This window comes from Ruegeria sp. PrR005 (assembly GCF_010500245.1).
GTDB lineage: Bacteria > Pseudomonadota > Alphaproteobacteria > Rhodobacterales > Rhodobacteraceae > Ruegeria_B > Ruegeria_B marisflavi.
The window spans coordinates 65,452-84,030 of sequence record NZ_JAAGOX010000057.1; the positions used below are offsets into that span (position 1 = coordinate 65,452).

Genomic DNA, 18,579 nt, shown 5'->3' on the forward strand with positions numbered 1-18,579 from the left:
CATGAACATCGCGCGCCTGTCGATTGAAAAGCCGCTTTATACCTGGCTCATCATCCTGATTTCGCTGGTTGGCGGCATCTGGGGCTTTGCCACGCTGGGCCGCCTGGAAGACCCGGCCTTTACCATCAAGGAGGCGGTTGTCATTACCCGCTATCCCGGTGCCACCGCCGAACAGGTAGCGCTGGAGGTTTCCGAGCCGCTGGAATCGGCGATCCAAAAGATGGACGAGGTGGAGACGATCACCTCGGTCAACCAGCCGGGGCAGTCGCTGATCTCGGTCGAGATCAAGTCGACCTATGACGGGGGCGAGTTGCCCGCGATCTGGACCAAGCTGCGCGCCCGTGTGGGCGATGCTGCCCGCGCCCTGCCCGATGGGGTCGGCGCGCCTTTTGTCGATGACAGTTTCGGCGATGTCTATGGCCTGTTCTATGCGGTGACCGCGCCCGGATACAGCGATGCCGAGCTGCACGAACTGGCCACATGGCTGCGGCGCGAACTGTTGGCGGTGAGCGGTGTGGCGGGGGTTGAGGTGGCCGGTCTGCCGGACGAGGCGATATTCGTCGAGCCCGATCTGGCGCTGTCGGTGAACCAGAACGTGCCGGTACAGGCCATCGCCAACGCCATTGCCACCGCCGATTCCGTGCGCGACGCGGGCACCCTGCGCAACGGGGACGGCAAGACCGCGATCCTGCGGCCCGAAGGCTCGGACAGTGTGGACGCCATCGCGGGCCTGTCGGTGGGCACGCAAGGCAAGGTGATCAACCTGTTCGACATGGCGCAGGTGCATCGGGGGCGTCAGGCTGACCCCGACCTGATCATCCGCCATAACGGGGGTGAGGCGTTCACGCTGGGCATAGCGGGGCTGGCGACCGAGAATATTGTCGAGGTGGGCCAACGGGTGGATGCAAGGCTGGCGGAACTGGACGGCGATATCCCGGCCGGTGTGACGCTGGAACCGATCTATCAGCAGCATGTGGTGGTCGAGGAGGCGAGCAACGCCTTCCTCGTCAACCTGGCCATGTCGGTGGCCATCGTGGTGTCGGTGCTGGCGCTGTTCATGGGCTGGCGCGCGGCGGTTGTAGTGGGGGCGACCCTGCTGCTGACCGTGGTGGGCACGCTTCTCTTCATGGCGCTGTTTTCCATCGAGATGGAGCGCATTTCGCTGGGGGCGCTGATCATCGCCATGGGGATGCTGGTGGACAATGCCATCGTGGTGGCCGAGGGGATGCAGATCGCCATGCTGCGCGGCAAGCCCTCGCGCGCGGCCGCCGACGAGGCGGCGGGCAAGACGCAGATCCCGCTGTTGGGCGCCACCGTGATCGGGATCATGGCCTTTGCCGGGATCGGCCTCAGCCCAGATGCGACGGGTGAGTTTCTGTTCTCGCTCTTTGCCGTGATCGGTATTTCGCTGCTTTTGAGTTGGGTGCTGGCGCTGACGGTGACGCCGCTTTTGGGGCATTACTTCTTCAAGCAAGGGCATGCGGATGCCGCCGATGCCTATGGCGGGCCGCTGTTCCGGGCCTATGCCGCCACTTTGCGCGGCGCGCTGCGGTTGCGCTGGCTGGTGATGGTGGGGCTGGTCGCGGTGACGGCGGCCTGTTTCGCGGGGTTTGGCCTGATGAAGCAGCAGTTCTTTCCCAATTCGAACACCCCGCTGTTCTTCGTGCATTACAAGCTGCCGCAGGGCACGCCGATCGAGACCACCGCAGGCGATCTGGCCCGGGTCGAAGCCTGGCTGGCCGAACGCCAGGATGTGGTGGCTTACACCACATTTGCCGGGCAAGGCGCGACGCGCTTCATGCTGACCTATGCGGCGGAAAAGCCGAACCCGTCTTACGGGCATATGATCGTGCGAACGGCGAGCATCGAGGATATCCCCGCGCTTCAGGCCGATCTGGAGGCGTTTGGCACCGCAGCCTTCCCCGAGGGCGAGTTCCGCACCAGGCGGCTGGTCTTTGGCCCCGGCGGCGGCGACCCGATCCAGGTGCGGTTCTCAGGACCCGATCCGGCTGTGCTGCGGCAACTGGCCGAAACGGCGATGGGCGAGATGCGCGCGGCCTCGGGCGATATCACCGGTGTGCGGTCTAACTGGTACGAGCAGGAACTGGCGCTGCGCCCCATCTATGCCACCGAGCGGGCGCAGATCGCGGGCGTCAGTCGCGACGATATCGCCGACATGCTGCGGTTTTCCACCGATGGCATCACCAGCGGGGTACTGCGCGAGCGGGACCGGCTGATCCCGATCATCGTTCGCCGCCCTGCCGATGGCCCCTATTCCATCGTCGATCAGGTGGTTTATTCACCGCTGTCCGAGAAATTCGTGCCGGTCGAACAGATGGTGGACGGGTTCGAATACGAGGCGGTCAACACGCTGGTGCATCGGCGCGACCGACTGCTGACGGTGACCGTGGGTGCCGACATTCCCGCCGATCTGACCGCGGCACAGGTGCATGCAGAGGTCCGCCCGGCGATCGAGGCCATCCCGCTGCCGCCGGGCTATCGGATGGAATGGGGCGGTGAGTTCGAGGATTCGGCCAAGGCGCAGGAGAGCCTGGGCAAACAATTGCCGCTGAGCCTGTTGATCATGGTGCTGATCTCGATCCTGCTGTTCAACGCGATCCGCCAGCCGGTGATCATCTGGCTGTTGGTGCCGATGTCGGTGAACGGGGTGGTGATTGGCCTGTTGGGGACCGGGTTGCCGTTCACCTTTACCGCGCTTCTTGGGCTCTTGAGCCTGTCGGGGATGCTGATCAAGAACGGCATCGTGCTGGTCGAGGAGATCGACCTGGTCCGGGCCGAGGGCAAGCCGCTGCGGGATGCCATTGTCGAGGCCTCGGTGTCGCGGATCCGGCCGGTGATGCTGGCGGCCGTCACCACCATTCTGGGCATGGCGCCGCTGTTGTGGGATGCGTTCTTTGTCTCGATGGCGGTGACGATCATGGGCGGGCTGGCCTTTGCCACGGTGCTGACCCTGATCGCGGCGCCGGTGTTCTATGACCTGTTCTTTACCCGCGAGGCGCGGGCCGAGGGCTGAGCGGTTCGGGCGCGGGCGTCAGGCGCCCGCGTCCTCTGCCGCGTCGTAGTGGTAGAAAAAGCAGGAGATCTTGTTGCCATCCGGGTCGCGCAGATAGGCCACGTAGAAATCCGGTGTGTAATAGGGCCGGGTGCCGGGCGCGCCCGCATCCGTGCCGCCATGGGCGAGGCCGGCGGCATGAAAGGCGCGCACCTGCGCCGCGTCGCGGGCGGGGAAACCCACCATGGTGCCATTACCGGTGCTGGCGGGTGAACCGTCAAACGGCGCGCAAACCCAGAAGCCGGTGCCATTGTCATAGTCCTGGCCCCAACCGGCCCAGCCTTCGGGCCAATCCGGCAGGCGGGGCTGATCCAGCACGGCAAAGACCGCGTCATAGAACCGGACCGCGCGGGCCAGGTCGTTGGTTCCGAAGGTGGTGTAGATGTTCATGGGGGCCTCCACGAATGGTTAGCCGCATTCTGCGAGACGGAAGAGACGGATGCAATTCCCCCCACGATCAAACAACCCGCTCTTTCTAATTGGTTAAATGTCCGTTGGTGAAGTATTGCTTGGGGTTTGGTTGCGAAAAACACAATTCTATAACTATACTTGGAGTAATTTTTTGGGGGGCGAATATGAGGGCATTCATCTGTTTTCTTGCAATTTCAGTAATTTCTTTGACCTCAGGTTGCGTTAACCGAAGCCAGTTGGCAGAAAAGGAAGGAAACAATGCCGCCACGTATTTCTCGGCGACGACAAACGCCGAGTTGCTTGAGGCAGGACTGACGGTCGCCAACGAATACTTGTCGCTCTCGGATTCCGTTGCGACACAGCAGGATGGGCTTACGGTCTTCAACATCCTGCTGGCCGCCGGGGCGGCAGCCGGTGTGGTCAACGGGATGAGCGCCGACAGTCTGGCACGGATAGGGATCGGCGGCCTGGCCATCAACCAGACCAGTTCCTATTTCGATCCCACAACGACCAGAAATGCGCTGACCACCGCGGCCAAACGGCAATACTGTATCGTAAATGCGGGAAAAACCTATGCTCCGGAAGATGAGGTCGCCCGGGCGGAAATCAGGGAAGCCTTTCTGAATGTACGGTTTCAGTTGCGCGAGGACCTAAACAGAAACCCCGAGTATTATGCGGATTTGTTCAAACAGTATCAGGAAAGAGGGGCTGTGAACGAAAGAGCCCCGCTGGATCACCGCACAATGGAAAGCCTGCATGCCGAGATCCTGAAATGCCTTGCCACACAGGAATGAGCGCAGTTCGGCGGCGCCCGGAGTGAGATGCACCGCCAGCGCTCAGGAATACTCCGGACAATAGCATTGACGCGGTACCCTCGGAAGGCTGCCCCGTAATCGCCCCTTCGGCCTGGGCCTCTCGGTATGTCATCATCGGCAGGTGGACGCGCGGTCGGTGGGCGTTGCCTCAGATAAAAGGGATCAGGGGAATGCCGTTGCAGGCGCTGAGCGCCAGCAGGCTGGCGAGAAAGAGGGTCAGGCGCATTGTCGCGCTCCTTGTGCTGCTGCGATGAGGGTAGCCTGCGGGGCAATCCCTTGCAGGTCAACAGCGCGGGGGGACTTCGGTCGGGGACTGCGGCCCGGAGGGCGCACCCACGCAGATTGCCGGGGGACGCCGTCCCCCGGCCCCCCCTGGGAGTATTTTTCACCAGAAAGAAGCAGGAGAGACCGGGTTTTCGCCGGTTTCTCCTGAATTTAGGGTGTCAGCCCTGAAGGCTGCGCACCTCGATATCCCCTTCGGCCTGCGCCTTGATCGCCAGGGCGGCGGCGTTGCTGCCCGCGGCGGTGGTGAAATAGGGGATCTTGTCGTAGAGCGCGATGGAGCGGATGGCCTTGCTGTCGCTGACGGCCTGGGCGCCCTCGGTGGTGTTCATCACCAGATGCACCTGCCCGTCCTTCAGCATGTCGACCACGTCGGGGCGGCCTTCATAGACCTTGTTCACCACCTCGCAGGGTACGCCGTGACCGGCGAGCCAGCTTTGGGTGCCGCGGGTTGCGACCAGGGTAAAACCCTGATCCACCAGCACCTGCGCGGCCTCGAGCATGGCGGCGCCCTTGTCGGCGTCCTTGATCGAGATGAAGGCGCGGCCTTCGCTGGGCAGCACCATGCCCGCGCCCATCTGCGCCTTGAGGAAGGCGCGTGCAAAGGAGCGGTCCCAGCCCATCACCTCGCCGGTGGAGCGCATTTCCGGGCCGAGGATGGTGTCGACCCCGGGGAAGCGGGCGAAGGGCAGCACCGCCTCCTTGACCGAGAACCAGGGCATGTTGGGATCGGCCAGCGTCATCTGGTCGGCGATCTTGGTATCTTCGCCCTCTTTGTAGGGGGGGCGCATCGGGAAGGCGCTGAGTTTCTCACCCGCCATGACACGCGCGGCGATGGAGGCGATGGCTGAGTCCGTGGCCTTGGCCACGAAGGGCACCGTGCGGCTGGCGCGGGGGTTGACCTCGATCAGGTAGATCTCGTCCACGCCCTGCTCATTGGCCTTGATCGCAAATTGCACGTTCATCAGGCCGACCACGTTGAGGGCGCGGGCCAGCTTGTTGGTCTGATCCTTGATCTGCTCGATGATCTCGGGCGAGAGCGAATAGGGCGGCAGTGAACAGGCGCTATCGCCGGAGTGCACCCCCGCCTCTTCGATATGTTGCATGATGCCCGCCACATGCACCGCCTCGCCATCGCAGAGCGCGTCGACGTCGAGTTCCACCGCGCCGCTGAGATAGCTGTCGAGCAGCACCGGGCTGTCGCCCGAGACCACCACCGCCTCGGCGATGTAGCGGCGCAGCTGATCCATGTCGCGCACGATTTCCATGGCGCGCCCCCCCAGCACGTAGGAGGGGCGGATCACCAGCGGGAAGCCGATAGTCTCGGCAATCGCCAGTGCCTGGGCATCGGTCGAGGCGATGCCGTTCTTGGGCTGTTTCAGGCCCAGACGGTTGACCAGATCCTGGAACCGCTCGCGGTCCTCGGCCAGGTCGATGGCGTCGGGCGTGGTGCCCAGGATCGGGATACCGGCCTGTTCCAGCGCATTGGCGAGTTTCAGCGGGGTCTGGCCGCCGAACTGCACGATGACGCCGTGCAGGGTGCCGTTCTGCTGCTCGACCCGCAGGATTTCCATCACATGTTCGAATGTCAGCGGTTCGAAATAGAGCCGGTCCGAGGTGTCATAGTCGGTCGACACGGTTTCGGGGTTGCAGTTGACCATGATGGTTTCATAGCCGACATCGGTCAGCGCGAAACAGGCGTGACAGCAACAATAGTCGAATTCGATCCCCTGGCCGATCCGGTTGGGGCCGCCACCCAGAATGACCACCTTCTTGCGGTCGGAGGGGCGTGCCTCGCATTCCACCTCGCCCATCATCGGCGCCTCGTAGGTGGAATACATATATGGGGTCTGCGCCTCGAACTCGGCGGCGCAGGTGTCGATCCGCTTGAACACGGCGGTGACGCCCAGGTTGTGGCGGGCGCGGCGCACGTTGTCCTCGTCGCGGCCGGTGAGCTTGCCCAGACGCGCATCGGTGAAGCCCAGCATCTTGAGCGCGCGCAGGCCTTCCTCGGTGGTGGGCAGGCCGGTCTTGCGCAGGACGCGTTCCTCTTCGACGATCTCGCGGATGCGGGCCAGGAACCAGGGATCGAATTTGGTGACGCCAAAGATCTCGTCATCCGACAGGCCGTGCCGCATCGCCTGGGCGATGGTGCGCAGCCGGTCGGGGGTCTGGCGGCTGATCGCCTTGATCACATGCGCCTTGTCATCCGCACCCTCGACCGCGTCCCAGAGGCCGACGGAGAGGCCGGCAATGGTGACCTCGTCAAAGCCGGTCAGGCCCGATTCCATCGAGGCCAGCGCCTTTTGCATCGATTCGTGGATGGTGCGGCCGATCGACATCGCCTCGCCTACCGATTTCATCGCGGTGGTTAGGTAAGGCTCGGAGCCGGGGAATTTCTCGAAGGCGAATTTCGGGATCTTGGTGACGACATAGTCGATGGTCGGCTCAAAGCTGGCCGGTGTAACCTTGGTGATGTCATTGTCCAGCTCATCCAGCGTATAACCCACCGCCAGCTTGGCCGCGATTTTGGCAATCGGGAAGCCGGTGGCCTTGGAGGCCAGCGCGGAGGAGCGCGACACCCGCGGGTTCATTTCGATCACCACCATGCGGCCGTCAGCCGGGTTCACCGCCCATTGCACGTTCGAGCCGCCGGTTTCGACCCCGATCTCGCGCAGCACGGCGATCGAGCCGTTGCGCATGATCTGGTATTCCTTGTCGGTCAGCGTCAGCGCCGGGGCCACGGTGATCGAGTCGCCGGTATGCACGCCCATCGGATCGACGTTTTCGATGGAACAGACGATGATCGCGTTGTCCGCCTTGTCGCGGACGACTTCCATCTCGTATTCCTTCCAGCCCAAGAGGCTTTCGTCGATCAGGATCTGCGCCACGGGCGAAGCTTCAAGCCCCGAGCGGCAGAAATGCTCGTAATCGTCGCGGTTATAGGCCACGCCGCCGCCAGTGCCGCCAAGGGTAAAGGCAGGGCGGATGATCGCGGGCAGGCCGATTTCCTCGAGCGCGTCCATCGCCTGGGCCAGGCCCGCGCGGATGTCGTATTTGCCTTTGTCGGTCTTGGGGGCCGACACGATGGTCGCCTTGGGGTTTTCCAGCCCGATCCGGTCCATCGCCTCGCGAAACAGTTTGCGATCCTCGGCCATTTCGATGGCATGGCGCTTGGCGCCGATCATCTCGACCCCGAATTTCTCAAGCACGCCCATTTCTTCGAGCGCCAGCGAGGTGTTGAGGCCGGTCTGCCCGCCCATGGTGGGCAGCAGTGCGTCGGGGCGCTCTTTCTCGATGATCTTGGCGACCACCTCGGGCGTGATCGGTTCGATATAGGTGGCGTCGGCCAGGCCCGGATCGGTCATGATCGTGGCCGGGTTCGAGTTCACCAGGATCACCCTGTAGCCCTCTTCGCGCAGCGCCTTGCAGGCTTGCGCGCCGGAATAGTCGAATTCACAGGCCTGCCCGATGACAATTGGCCCGGCTCCAATGATCATGATCGACTGGATGTCGGTTCTCTTCGGCATGGCTGGCCCCTTTGATTTTCATGCGAGTCACGAGCGCCCGCCCAGCGCTCAAATTGTCGTGCGTTATAGGCGCCTCGGGGAAAGGTGCAAGAGGGATCGGAAAGCGGCGTGAATTTGCCGCTTTCGACTCTTTCGCCCGGGCGCGAAATCTCTATACCGCCTGCTCACGCCAAATGGCAGTGCAGACGGAGACCGGCAGTGCAGTTTCGCTTTGATCATGGGCCGTGCGGGCCGGGAACCGGATTCGCCAACCCGCAGGACGTGATCCGGGCGGATAGCGCCGATCAGGTGCCCGATGCGCTGGCTGCGCTGGACCGCGCGCGTGCGTCGGGGGCATGGCTGGCGGGCTATGCCAGTTACGAGCTGGGTTATGCGCTGGAGCCGCGCCTTTTGGCGCGTATGCCCGGGGGCCGGCGCCTGCCGCTTCTGTGCTTTGGCCTTTATGACGCGCCCCAGGCACTGCCGCTGGCCGACCCGTCCGGTGGCATCGCCGATTTCGCCCCGCGCTGGTCCGAGCCGCGCTATACCCGCGCGTTCGACAAAGTGAAGCAGGCGATCGGGGCGGGCGACATCTATCAGGCGAACCTGACCTTTCCGGTCGATCTGCGCGTGGCGGGTGACAGTGCCGCGCTTTATGCCGCCCTGGCCGCACATCAGCCGGTGGGCCACGGGGTGCTGGTGACGCAACGGGGTCTGCCCGATATCCTCTGCCGCTCGCCCGAGCTGTTCTTTCGCACCGATGCGGCGGGGCGGATCGAGACACGCCCGATGAAGGGCACCCAGCCGCGCAGCGACGATCCGGCCGAGGATGCGCGCCGCCGCGCCTGGCTGGCGCGTGACGAAAAGAACCGGGCCGAGAACCTGATGATCGTCGATCTCCTGCGCAACGATATCAGCCGGGTGGCCCTGCCCGGATCGGTGCATGTGCCCGAGCTGTTCCAAGTCGAGACCTATGCCACCGTGCATCAGATGGTGTCGCGGGTGGCCGCGCGGTTGCGGCCCGATGTGACTCTCTCGGATATCCTGCGGGCGCTGTTTCCCTGCGGCTCGATCATCGGCGCGCCCAAGATCCGCGCGATGGAGATCCTGGCCGATCTGGAACCCTGGCCGCGCGACATCTATTGCGGCAGCATCGGCTGGGCCGCGCCCGACGGTCGGTCGGAATTCAACGTGGCGATCCGCACCTTGCTGGTCGATGAGGGCGGCGCCACGCTCAATCTTGGCGGTGGTGTCGTCTGGGACAGCACCGCCACATCGGAATACGAGGAGGCGCTGTGGAAAGCCCGCTTTGCCCGCCAGCTGACCCTGGCTTTCGCCTGATCGAGACGCTGGGCTGGCACCCGGACGAGGGGCCGCGCCGGGGCGCGTTGCATCTGGCGCGCATGGGGCGGTCCGCCGCTGCGCTGGGGATGCGGTTCGACCGGACAGAGGCCGAGCGCCTGCTGACCGGGATCACCAGCGCCTTACCGCTGCGCTGCCGCCTGACGCTTGATGCGGGCGGAACCCTGGCGCTGGAGACCGCGCCGCTGGCCCCGGGGGCGCCACACTGGCGTGTGGCGATCCTGCCGGACCGGCTGGAGGCGCGCGATCCCTGGCTGCGGCACAAGACAACCCAGCGCGCGCTTTACGACCGCGCCCGCGCCGCCTTGCCTGCGTGCATCGACGAAGGGCTGTTTCTGAACACGGCGGGCGCGCTTTGCGAGGGCAGCATCACCAATGTTTTTGTCGATACCGGAGACGGCCTGCTGACCCCGCCCCTGTCTGCCGGCCTGTTGCCGGGTGTGCTGCGCGCCGAATTGCTGGCCACCGGTCAGGCGCGCGAGGCCAGCCTGACGCCCGAAGATCTGCATCAGGCCCACGCGATCTATTGCGGCAATTCCCTGCGTGGGCTGATCCGCGCCACGCTCGTCGCCAGCGCGTAACCCGCTCTTTCCTCTTGCTGAAAATATCCCGGGGGTGAATTGGCCAAAGGCCAAGAGGGGGCAGCGCCCCTGCCCCGCTCAAGCTACCGGGTTCGGCAGATCGCGCCCCGCGACAAAGGCCGCCACATTATCCATCGCCATGTGACCCATGCCGGTGCGCACCTCCTCGGTGGCGGTGCCCAGATGCGGCAGCAGCGTCACCTGTTCCATCGCGCGCAACGCCTCGGGCACCTTGGGTTCGAACTCGTAAACGTCAAGCCCTGCCCCAGCGATCTGGCCCTCTGACAACGCGGCAATCAGGGCCGCCTCGTCCACCACTTCGCCACGCGCGATGTTGACCAGAATGCCCGAAGGTTTCATCGCGGCCAGAACCTGCGCGTCGATCAGATGCCGGGTCTCGGCCCCGCCGGGCACGGCGACCACCAGGAAATCGACCGCTCCGGCCAGGACCGCGAGGCTGTCCATCCGCGTTGCCGGGAAATCCACGTCCTTGTCGCTGCGTGCCACATAGGACACCTGCATGCCGAACCCGAAATGGCAGCGCCGGGCGATGGCCTGGCCGATCCGGCCCAGACCAACGATGCCCACATGTTTGCCGGTCACATGGTGGCCCAGCATCTGGGTCGGGTGCCAGCCTTCCCAGCGGCCCGAGCGGACCAGCCGCTCGCCTTCGCCCGCTCGGCGCGCGGTCATCAGCAGCAGCGTCATCGCGATATCCGCCGTGGCATCGGTCACCGCGCCGGGCGTATTGCTCACCGCCACCCCTGCGCCGCGCGCCGCCGCCACGTCGATATGATTGTACCCCACGCCGAAATTGGCCAGCAGCCGACAGCGTGGCTCTGGCACCTGGGCAAAGACGCCTGCGCTGAACATGTCGCCCAAAGTGGGCATGACGATGTCGAACTCGCTCAGGGCGCGCAGCATCTCGGCCTCGGTCATCGGTGCAGTGCTAGTGCGGATCTCGGTGTCGAACTCGGCCCGGGCGCGGGCTTCGACTGCGGCGGTCATCGGCCGTGCGATCAAGAGTTTCATCAATGCATCCTCCCGCCCAGCGGCACCTTGCCATCGGGGCCGATCAACACGATTTCGCCGTTCTCGTCAGGCAGGCCGAGCACCAGCACCTCGGACATGAATTTGCCGATCTGGCGTGGCGGGAAGTTGACCACCGCCATCACCTGTTTGCCCACCAATGCCATCGGATCGTAATGCGCGGTGATCTGGGCCGAGGTCTTGCGCTCGCCGATCTCGGGGCCAAAGTCGATCCACATCTTGATGGCGGGCTTGTGGGCCTCGGGGAAGGGTTCGGCGCGGATCACCTCGCCGACGCGGATATCGACCTTGAGAAAGTCGTCAAAGGAAATCTCAGCCATGGGACAGCTCCCTGGATCGGTTGGTTGCGGCGGCGACGGCGCGGTTGAGCAGGCCCGGGAAGCCGGTCTCGGGCTCCATCAGCACCTCAAGCGCCGCCTGGGTGGTGCCATTGGGCGAGGTCACGTTGACGCGCAACTGCGCGGGGTCCTCGTCGGCCGCCTCGGCCAGGGCGCCTGCGCCCGCCACGGTGGCCTTGGCCAGCTGCATCGCCAGTTCGGCGGGCAGGCCCTGGGCGGTGCCAGCGGCGGCCAGCGTCTCGATCAGGTGGAACACATAGGCCGGGCCCGAGCCGCTGACGCCGGTGACGGCGTCCATCTGATCCTCGCGTTCCAGGCGCACGGTCTGGCCCACCGCCTTGAGCAGCGCCTCGGCCAGGTCGAGATCAGCGGCAGACGCGCGGGCGTTGCCGATGAGCGCTGTGATGCCGCGCCCGATGGCGGCGGGCGTGTTGGGCATGGCGCGCACGATGGGCGTGTCGCCCCCGAGGATCTGTTCGTAGGTGGCGATCGAGGTTCCGGCGGCGACCGAGACAAAGAGGGTCGTGCCGTTGCCCAGCGCCTGCATCTGCGGCAGCGCGGCGCCCATCATCTGCGGCTTGACCGCGATCAGCGCGATGGCCGGATCGGCGGGCAGCTCGGCGTTCACATGCACGCCCTGTGCCTTGACCCAGTCCGACGGATAGGGGTCGATCACCCAGACCGAGCCTGCGGGCAGCCCGCCGTCGAGCCAGCCGGCGAGCATCGCCGACCCCATCTTGCCACAGCCCAGCAACACCAGCCCGCGGCGCGCGATATCAGACATGTCCACGATATGCCCCTCTCCTGTTATCCGGTTCGGGGCACAGGTTTAAGCCCGGCCATAAGCCTCTGCAATGGCGACCTGCATTGCGTCGGACGGGCTGCGGTTACCCCAGACCATCAGCTGGATCGCGGGATAATAGCGCTCGGCGCTCAGGACGGCCGCATTGATCATCGTGTCGATCTGCTCGGGGCTGGCGACCTGACCGCCGGCCAGCACGAGGCCATAGCGATAGACCATCAGGTTCTGCGCCGCCCAATAGGTGAAGGAGCCCGCCCAGCATTGGTCGTTCATCGCATTGATCAGCTCGTAAAGCTGCGGCAGTTTTTCGGCCGGCGGCTCCATCTCGAAGGTGCAGATCAGGCGCAGCGTCTCGTCATAGCCAGACCAGGCCAGTGTCAGCGAGTAGGTCCGCCACTGACCCTCGACCGCCATGGCGATCTGATCGTCGCCGATCCGGTCGAAATCCCACTCGTGATGCTCGGCCAGATGCTCGACGATGTCGATCGGATGGATGTCTTCTTCCAAATAATGTTCGGACAGGGCCATGGTGCCACCTCACTGATCTCTAGCGGTGCGGGGCGGGTAGCGCCCCCAGCGCTAGGTGCCTGCTCAACAGTCCGCGAGTTTTCTCGCCGCCTGTACTAGATATGGTGATACTCAATCCGTTGTCTGGCAACCCTTTATTTGGGGATAAGCGCAATAAGTTGTGGATGGGATGAATGTTGGCCCGAAATAACGGCAGCCGCCACTGTGGATCAATGGACGTAGTTGCGTCGCAGGATCGGCGAAAACAGGATTGAAACGGAGGACATATCGCGCCGATCGAATGGCGCGGAAGAGGGGTGAGCCGGTCTGGCCGGCTCGCCTTGCAGAATGGGTTCTTGGCAATTTGGAAAGCGGGCGGGTGCAGTCCACGTCATGCAAACAGGACGTGACAGCCAGTCCCCGTGGGGCGGGTCACTCGCCCTGCTTTGCCTCGAGCGCGGCGACGCGGGCGGCCAGCGCCTCGTTCTCTTCGCGCGCCTTCTGGGCCATGGCGCGCACGGCGTCGAATTCCTCGCGGGTGACGAAATCGCGGTCGGCCAGCCAGCGGTCCATCAGCGATTTCATCGCCGTTTCGGCCTCGTCCCGCGCGCCCTGGGCCACGCCCATCGCATTGGTCATCAGTTGCGAGATATCGTCCAGAAACTTGTTGCGGGTCTGCATCGGTCTTCTCCGTGTCGAAGTTGACCTCTATATGGGCAACAATGGCGCCGGGCTCAAGGTTGACTTGTGCCGCAGGCCAAAGGCAATGAGGCACATATGCAGGCAGTACTACGTTTTCCCGAGATATCTCCCGAAATTTTCGCAATATCTCTTTTCGGGATGGAGTTCGCGCTGCGCTGGTATGCGCTGGCCTATATTGCCGGGATCCTGATTGCATGGCGGCTGGCGGTCGCCGCCGTCCGGCGTCCGCAGTTGTGGCCCGGCGATGCCGCCCCGATGACCGCGCAACAGGTCGAGGATCTGCTGACCTGGATCATCCTTGGTGTGATCCTGGGCGGGCGGCTGGGCTTCGTGCTGTTCTATCAGCCTGCCTATTACCTGGCCAATCCGGCGGAAATCCTGATGGTTTGGCAGGGCGGCATGGCCTTTCACGGCGGCTTGCTGGGCGTGGTTGCGGCCGCCTGGATCTATGCGGCGCGGCACGGCATCGGGCGGCTTCAGATGGCCGATCTGGTGGCGCATACGGTGCCGCCCGGGCTGCTTTTGGGGCGGCTTGCGAATTTCATCAACGCGGAACTTTGGGGGCGCCCGTCGGACCTGCCCTGGGCAGTGATCTTTCCGGGTGCGGCGGCGCAGGACTGTCCCGATGTTGTAGGGCTCTGCGCGCGCCATCCCTCACAGCTTTACGAGGCGGCGCTGGAGGGGGTGCTGCTGGGTGCCCTGGTTCTGTGGCTGGTTTGGCGGCGCGGGGCGCTGAAACGGCCGGGCATGGTGACCGGCGTCTTTCTGGCCGGATACGGGCTGGCCCGGTTCATCGTCGAGTTCTTTCGCCAGCCGGACGCGCAATTTGTCAGCCTCGGCAATCCGCTGGGGCTCGCCTGGCAGATCAATGGCTATGGCCTCACTATGGGGCAGGCGCTTTCACTGCCGATGATCGCACTGGGTCTGTGGCTGATCCTGCGGGCAAGGCAGGCGGCGGCATGAGCCTGCGCGCGCGGCTGCTGGAACGGATCGCCACTCAGGGGCCGATGAGCCTGGCCGATTACATGTCGGAATGCCTGTTGAACCCCGACTACGGCTATTACGCGACGCGCGACCCGCTGGGCCGGGGCGGCGATTTCACCACCGCGCCGGAAATCAGCCAGATGTTCGGGGAACTGGTGGGGCTGGCGCTGGCGCAGGCCTGGATGGATCAGGGCAACCCGGCCCCGTTCGTGCTGGCCGAATTGGGCCCGGGCCGGGGCACCCTGATGGCCGATGCCCTGCGCGCGACGCGCGCGGTGCCGGGATTTCACGCGGCCGCGCGCCTGCATCTGGTCGAGGCCTCGCCCGTTCTGAGGGCCGAACAGGCCAAGTTGCTGGCCCCCTATGCGCCGGTATGGCTGGATGATGTGCAGTCGCTGCCGCAACTGCCGCTGTTCCTGATCGGCAACGAGTTCTTTGACGCCCTGCCGATTCGTCAGTTCGTGCGGGACGGGGAGCTGTGGCGCGAACGTCTGGTGGGCGCGCGTGCCCAGACCATCTGTCTGGGAAAGGGGGCGGCCGTGGCGCAACCGGCGCTGAACCACCGGCTGGAGGATACGCGCGACGGCGATCTGGTAGAGCTGTGCCCATCGGCACCGGCCATCGTGGCCCCGATCGCCGAGCGGATCGCGACACAGGGGGGCGCCGCGCTGATCGTCGACTATGGCGACTGGCGGTCGCTGGGGGATACGTTTCAGGCGTTGCAAAACCACCAAGCCACCGACCCGTTTGCCGACCCCGGTCAGGCCGATCTGACGGCGCATGTCGATTTCGAAGCGCTGGCGCTGGCCGCCAGCGGCGGCGGATGCGCCCATACAAGGCTGACACCGCAGGGCGTGTTCCTGGAAAGGCTGGGGATCACGCCGCGCGCGCAACAACTGGCGGACCGTTTGACGGGTACGGAACGTGACCTGCTTGTTTCCGCACATCGCAGGTTGACGCACCCCGATGAAATGGGAAACTTGTTCAAGGTGCTGGGACTGTTTCCCACTTCGGCCAATCCGCCTCCGGGACTGGAAAGATGACGCTCGAAATACTGACCGCTGACAGCCTGTCCTTTGTTCGCCACGGCTTCTTTACGCGCCGGGGGGGCGCCTCGTCGGGCGTGTTCTCGGGGTTGAATTGCGGCACCGGCTCGTCGGATCAGACCGATGTCGTTGCCCTGAACCGGGCGCGGGTCGCCGATGCCATGGGTTTGAACGGCACCCCTCTGCAAGCGGTGCATCAGGTGCATTCGAACACGGTGGTCACGGTCACCGAACCCCTGCAAGAGAAACTGCGCGCCGATGCGATGGTGACCAACGTGCCCGGTCTGGCGCTGTCCGTTCTGACCGCCGATTGCCAGCCGGTGCTGTTTGCGGATCGCGACGCAGGCGTCGTCGGTGCCGCCCATGCCGGGTGGCGCGGCACGCTGGATGGCGTGCTGGAAGCCACGCTGGACGCGATGGAGGATCTGGGCGCCGAGCGGGGGAACGTGGTGGCCGTCATCGGCCCGTCGATCTCGCAGCGGGCCTATGAGGTGGGACCCGAGTTCTTCGAGACGTTCTTTGACGAAGACGCTGAAAACGCAAGGTTCTTTGCCAATGGTCCTGGCGACAGGATGATGTTCGACCTGCCCGCCTATGGGCTGTCGCGGTTGCGCGACGCCGGTGTCGGAGAGGCGGAGTGGACCCGCCATTGCACTTATTCTGACGCCGATCGCTTCTATTCCTACCGGCGCTCGACCCATGCTGGTGAGGCCGACTATGGCCGCCTGATCTCGGTCATCCGTCTCTGAGGCAAAGGCAAGCGCGGCGTGTGGCCACCGCTGCCACATTGTTGCCCCGCTTTGCCGCGGCCGTCGACGGCCACAGGATTTTCCCCAAAGGGAATTCACCTTGTTTTTCAAGGCCGGAAATCAAAACATCACTTGATCGCGCAACTTTTCCCCGGCTTGTCCCTGTCGTCTAATTTTCAAGGAACGGCCCCAGACCTGCCTCAAACCTCTGTCAGTTTACGGGCAAGCAAGTTCGAAACCGCAACGGCGGCGCCACGCAGGAGAATACACATGGCCAAAACACGCTTCGTCAAATCCGTGATCGCCTCGGCGGCCAAGACCGAAGTCCAGATGCCCTGGTCGCGTGGTGCGCGCAGAGCGGCGATGATCGCGCGCAGAAAGACCCCTGAAGCATTGCCCCAGGCCCGTTCGGCCTGAGCATGGGACAATCCGGAGGGCCGTTGCTTGCCCCTCCGAGGACCCGGGACCGGACGCTGCCCCTGACCGGCCCGGCACAAGAGCCCGCCTCGCCAGATTTGGCGGGGCGGGTCTGGGGCAAAGGTAGTGAGTTCGGGCAATAACCCGCCCAGTTGGAAACAGTTTTGCAGGGAATCACGTATTGGCCACGGGAACACGCCTGATCTGACGGTTTTTTTGACAATTTGAACCGTCATACGGCATGTTCTAGCCGATCAGATAAGGACAACTCGTCCGTCTGACGTCGTCGGTGGGGGCCGATGCAGATGCGACCCGAAATGGAAAGGGCCGAATAGCCATGACGATCCCCCACTCGCTTGCGCGTGCCGCACGCAATGCTTTGCATACAAGTCCGCTTTTGCAGGATCCGGCTGCCCTGCGGGCGCCGCAGCGCCCCCAGATGCGCCGGTACGAGGTCAGCACGCTGCTCGGCAAGGGGAACGTCGTTCAGACCCGTCATATCGCCCCGGCCCTGCCCTTGTTCGAGGATGCCTTTTGCGCGTTTTCGCGGGGGTCGCTGGTCGATACCGATTGCGGGCCCATGGCGATCGAAGACCTGCTGCCGGGCGACCGGGTAATCACCCAGGACGGATCAGCGCAGGAGATCCTGTGGAAAGGCTCTACCGTGATCGTGCCTGGCCGTGTTTCGGCGACCGGCCGCGAGTACAAGCTGACCCGAATCATGTCGGATGCCTTTGGCATGCAGCGCCCGCTGTCGGGTGTGGTCGCGGGACCGTCCGCCCGGCTGCTTGCAACACCCGGGCATCTGCGCGCCCTGGCAGGAGATCAGCCGATGCTGACCCCGATCCAGCATTTCGTGGATGGCATGGGGATCATCGAAACTGCGCCGCCGACGCCGGTCGAGGTGTTCCACATCTGCCTGCGCCGCCATGCGGTGATCCGGGTGGATGGGTTGCAGTTCGAGACATACCATCCCGGGGTTCAGGCGGTTCGCGTTCTGAGCCACGCCATCCGGTCGCTTTACCTGAACCTGTTTCACCATATCGACCAGTTGACCGATTTTGGTCCGCAGGCCTTCCCGCGCGCGGGCGATGGTGAAATCGACGCAATCTCGGCGTGAGAGGGGACAATGGGTTTATTGATTAACTGGTTGCTTTGTACGATTGCCGCCCTGGCCCTGCCGCCCATTGCGGGCAGACAGAGCAAGGCTTCGGCCCTCACGCCGAACGGCTCAGGCGCTCCTCGAGAACATCGAATGGAACGCCGGGTTCGTCCTTCGCACCGCGAATGACCAGCGAGGTCTTGACGCTGGCGACGTTGGGGGTCGACAGAAGCTGACCGGTCAGAAAACTCTGAAAGCTGCTGAGGTCGGGCGCCACGCATTTGAGCATGAAGTCCACCTCGCCGTTCAACATGTGGCATTCCCGAACCAGCGGCCAGTTGCGGCATCTCTCTTCGAAGGCGTTGAGTTCAACCTCGGCCTGGCTTTCCAGCCCGACCATCGCGAAGACCTGCACCTCGAACCCCAGTTCGCGCGCGTTCACCTCGGCGTGATAACCGCGGATCAACCCCTGTTCTTCGAGCGCGCGCACCCGCCGCAAGCAGGGTGGCGCCGAGATTCCCACCCGCTTTGCCAGCTCGACGTTGGTCATCCGACCATCGGCCTGTAGTTCTGCCAGAATCTTGCGGTCTATTTCGTCCAGTCGATGAGCGACCATGAACAACTCCCGTATTTTTGCAGTTCTTATAGCAGCAGGCTGCGGCTGCGCAATATTATTTCGCGGTTGCGCAATTTTCTGATTTCAACTGCTTTTGCGTCGCCCCGGGAACGCGATGCCCCTGTTGCGGGCAAAGCGATACACGAGCATGTGCAAAGGGGTTTAAGACCGCGCCCCGGACCGTTATATGCGATCCTCGACAGGCGGCATGCCGCCAAGCCAATTGAATGGGG

Annotated in this window: 17 protein-coding genes; 9 read left to right on the forward strand and 8 right to left on the reverse strand. The window is 64.2% G+C overall.

Going from position 1 to position 18,579, the window contains the following annotated elements; translation table 11 throughout:
* Nucleotide 1: 1 nt before the first annotated feature.
* On the forward strand, nt 2–3,034 hold the full coding sequence (locus tag G0P99_RS23735) for an efflux RND transporter permease subunit (protein WP_164132977.1): 3,033 nt from the start codon (nt 2–4) through the stop codon (nt 3,032–3,034).
* A gap of 18 nt (nt 3,035–3,052) precedes the next feature.
* On the opposite strand, the gene G0P99_RS23740 is transcribed toward G0P99_RS23735, so the two are convergent.
* Complete coding sequence (locus G0P99_RS23740; protein ID WP_164132978.1) at nt 3,053–3,463, reverse strand: VOC family protein; 411 nt, start codon at nt 3,461–3,463, stop codon at nt 3,053–3,055.
* Between the two features lie 185 nt (nt 3,464–3,648).
* Here G0P99_RS23740 and G0P99_RS23745 point away from each other — a divergent pair, with 185 nt between their 5' ends.
* On the forward strand, nt 3,649–4,278 hold the full coding sequence (locus G0P99_RS23745; protein ID WP_164132979.1) for a hypothetical protein: 630 nt from the start codon (nt 3,649–3,651) through the stop codon (nt 4,276–4,278).
* 464 nt (nt 4,279–4,742) lie between these two features.
* Here the strand turns inward: G0P99_RS23745 and carB are convergent, their stop codons facing one another.
* Complete coding sequence (carB, locus tag G0P99_RS23750) at nt 4,743–8,111, reverse strand: carbamoyl-phosphate synthase large subunit (protein ID WP_164132980.1); 3,369 nt, start codon at nt 8,109–8,111, stop codon at nt 4,743–4,745.
* A gap of 198 nt (nt 8,112–8,309) precedes the next feature.
* On the opposite strand from carB, the gene G0P99_RS23755 reads away from it, so the two are divergent.
* Together G0P99_RS23755 and G0P99_RS23760 are read left to right on the forward strand one after the other, a co-directional pair.
* Nucleotides 8,310–9,431, forward strand: coding sequence for an aminodeoxychorismate synthase component I (locus G0P99_RS23755; protein WP_164132981.1), 1,122 nt, complete (start codon nt 8,310–8,312; stop codon nt 9,429–9,431).
* Entirely contained in the window at nt 9,386–10,033 is a 648-nt protein-coding gene (locus G0P99_RS23760) for an aminotransferase class IV family protein (protein ID WP_164132982.1), read from the forward strand. Before G0P99_RS23755 ends, G0P99_RS23760 begins: the two co-directional genes overlap by 46 nt.
* 78 nt (nt 10,034–10,111) lie before the next feature.
* Here G0P99_RS23760 and G0P99_RS23765 read toward each other — a convergent pair whose 3' ends face one another.
* From G0P99_RS23765 to G0P99_RS23785, 5 genes are all read right to left on the reverse strand, one after another.
* Entirely contained in the window at nt 10,112–11,065 is a 954-nt protein-coding gene (locus G0P99_RS23765) for a D-glycerate dehydrogenase (RefSeq protein WP_164132983.1), read from the reverse strand.
* The gene (locus tag G0P99_RS23770) at nt 11,065–11,403 is read right to left on the reverse strand and encodes a tRNA-binding protein (RefSeq protein ID WP_164132984.1); all 339 of its coding nucleotides are present in this window, start codon (nt 11,401–11,403) and stop codon (nt 11,065–11,067) included. Before G0P99_RS23770 ends, G0P99_RS23765 begins: the two co-directional genes overlap by 1 nt.
* A complete protein-coding gene (gene proC, locus G0P99_RS23775; protein WP_164132985.1) occupies nt 11,396–12,211 on the reverse strand; it encodes a pyrroline-5-carboxylate reductase in 816 nt (271 codons plus the stop codon). The genes G0P99_RS23770 and proC overlap by 8 nt, the downstream gene beginning before the upstream one ends.
* 39 nt (nt 12,212–12,250) lie before the next feature.
* Complete coding sequence (locus tag G0P99_RS23780) at nt 12,251–12,751, reverse strand: YbjN domain-containing protein (protein ID WP_164132986.1); 501 nt, start codon at nt 12,749–12,751, stop codon at nt 12,251–12,253.
* A 411-nt stretch (nt 12,752–13,162) separates the two neighbouring features.
* Nucleotides 13,163–13,411 (reverse strand): accessory factor UbiK family protein, encoded by a 249-nt coding sequence (locus tag G0P99_RS23785; RefSeq protein ID WP_164132987.1) that lies wholly within the window; start codon nt 13,409–13,411, stop codon nt 13,163–13,165.
* A gap of 96 nt (nt 13,412–13,507) precedes the next feature.
* On the opposite strand from G0P99_RS23785, the gene lgt reads away from it, so the two are divergent.
* The 5 genes from lgt (at nt 13,508) to G0P99_RS23805 (ending at nt 17,748) form a co-directional block, all read left to right on the forward strand.
* The gene (gene lgt / locus G0P99_RS23790) at nt 13,508–14,395 is read left to right on the forward strand and encodes a prolipoprotein diacylglyceryl transferase (protein WP_164132988.1); all 888 of its coding nucleotides are present in this window, start codon (nt 13,508–13,510) and stop codon (nt 14,393–14,395) included.
* On the forward strand, nt 14,392–15,459 hold the full coding sequence (locus tag G0P99_RS23795; RefSeq protein ID WP_164133110.1) for a class I SAM-dependent methyltransferase: 1,068 nt from the start codon (nt 14,392–14,394) through the stop codon (nt 15,457–15,459). Before lgt ends, G0P99_RS23795 begins: the two co-directional genes overlap by 4 nt.
* Nucleotides 15,456–16,211 carry a peptidoglycan editing factor PgeF gene (gene pgeF, locus G0P99_RS23800; protein ID WP_164132989.1) on the forward strand — a complete coding sequence of 252 codons (756 nt, stop codon included), beginning with the start codon at nt 15,456–15,458 and terminating at the stop codon, nt 16,209–16,211. The genes G0P99_RS23795 and pgeF overlap by 4 nt, the downstream gene beginning before the upstream one ends.
* Before the next feature lie 270 nt (nt 16,212–16,481).
* Nucleotides 16,482–16,628 carry a hypothetical protein gene (locus tag G0P99_RS24625; RefSeq protein ID WP_203583245.1) on the forward strand — a complete coding sequence of 49 codons (147 nt, stop codon included), beginning with the start codon at nt 16,482–16,484 and terminating at the stop codon, nt 16,626–16,628.
* A gap of 337 nt (nt 16,629–16,965) precedes the next feature.
* Complete coding sequence (locus tag G0P99_RS23805) at nt 16,966–17,748, forward strand: Hint domain-containing protein (RefSeq protein WP_164132990.1); 783 nt, start codon at nt 16,966–16,968, stop codon at nt 17,746–17,748.
* 97 nt (nt 17,749–17,845) lie between these two features.
* On the opposite strand, the gene G0P99_RS23810 is transcribed toward G0P99_RS23805, so the two are convergent.
* The gene (locus G0P99_RS23810; RefSeq protein WP_164132991.1) at nt 17,846–18,346 is read right to left on the reverse strand and encodes an Lrp/AsnC family transcriptional regulator; all 501 of its coding nucleotides are present in this window, start codon (nt 18,344–18,346) and stop codon (nt 17,846–17,848) included.
* Nucleotides 18,347–18,579 lie beyond the last annotated feature (233 nt).

What these genes read in the sequence shown, in the direction of transcription:
- G0P99_RS23735 (WP_164132977.1), top strand. Translation starts at nt 2, where the DNA reads ATGAACATCGCGCGCCTGTCGATTGAAAAGCCGCTTTATACCTGGCTC.
- G0P99_RS23740 (WP_164132978.1), bottom strand. Translation starts at nt 3,463, where the DNA reads ATGAACATCTACACCACCTTCGGAACCAACGACCTGGCCCGCGCGGTC.
- G0P99_RS23745 (WP_164132979.1), top strand. Translation starts at nt 3,649, where the DNA reads ATGAGGGCATTCATCTGTTTTCTTGCAATTTCAGTAATTTCTTTGACC.
- carB (WP_164132980.1), bottom strand. Translation starts at nt 8,111, where the DNA reads ATGCCGAAGAGAACCGACATCCAGTCGATCATGATCATTGGAGCCGGG.
- G0P99_RS23765 (WP_164132983.1), bottom strand. Translation starts at nt 11,065, where the DNA reads ATGAAACTCTTGATCGCACGGCCGATGACCGCCGCAGTCGAAGCCCGC.
- G0P99_RS23770 (WP_164132984.1), bottom strand. Translation starts at nt 11,403, where the DNA reads ATGGCTGAGATTTCCTTTGACGACTTTCTCAAGGTCGATATCCGCGTC.
- G0P99_RS23780 (WP_164132986.1), bottom strand. Translation starts at nt 12,751, where the DNA reads ATGGCCCTGTCCGAACATTATTTGGAAGAAGACATCCATCCGATCGAC.
- G0P99_RS23785 (WP_164132987.1), bottom strand. Translation starts at nt 13,411, where the DNA reads ATGCAGACCCGCAACAAGTTTCTGGACGATATCTCGCAACTGATGACC.
- lgt (WP_164132988.1), top strand. Translation starts at nt 13,508, where the DNA reads ATGCAGGCAGTACTACGTTTTCCCGAGATATCTCCCGAAATTTTCGCA.
- G0P99_RS23795 (WP_164133110.1), top strand. Translation starts at nt 14,392, where the DNA reads ATGAGCCTGCGCGCGCGGCTGCTGGAACGGATCGCCACTCAGGGGCCG.
- pgeF (WP_164132989.1), top strand. Translation starts at nt 15,456, where the DNA reads ATGACGCTCGAAATACTGACCGCTGACAGCCTGTCCTTTGTTCGCCAC.
- G0P99_RS24625 (WP_203583245.1), top strand. Translation starts at nt 16,482, where the DNA reads ATGGCCAAAACACGCTTCGTCAAATCCGTGATCGCCTCGGCGGCCAAG.
- G0P99_RS23805 (WP_164132990.1), top strand. Translation starts at nt 16,966, where the DNA reads ATGACGATCCCCCACTCGCTTGCGCGTGCCGCACGCAATGCTTTGCAT.
- G0P99_RS23810 (WP_164132991.1), bottom strand. Translation starts at nt 18,346, where the DNA reads ATGGTCGCTCATCGACTGGACGAAATAGACCGCAAGATTCTGGCAGAA.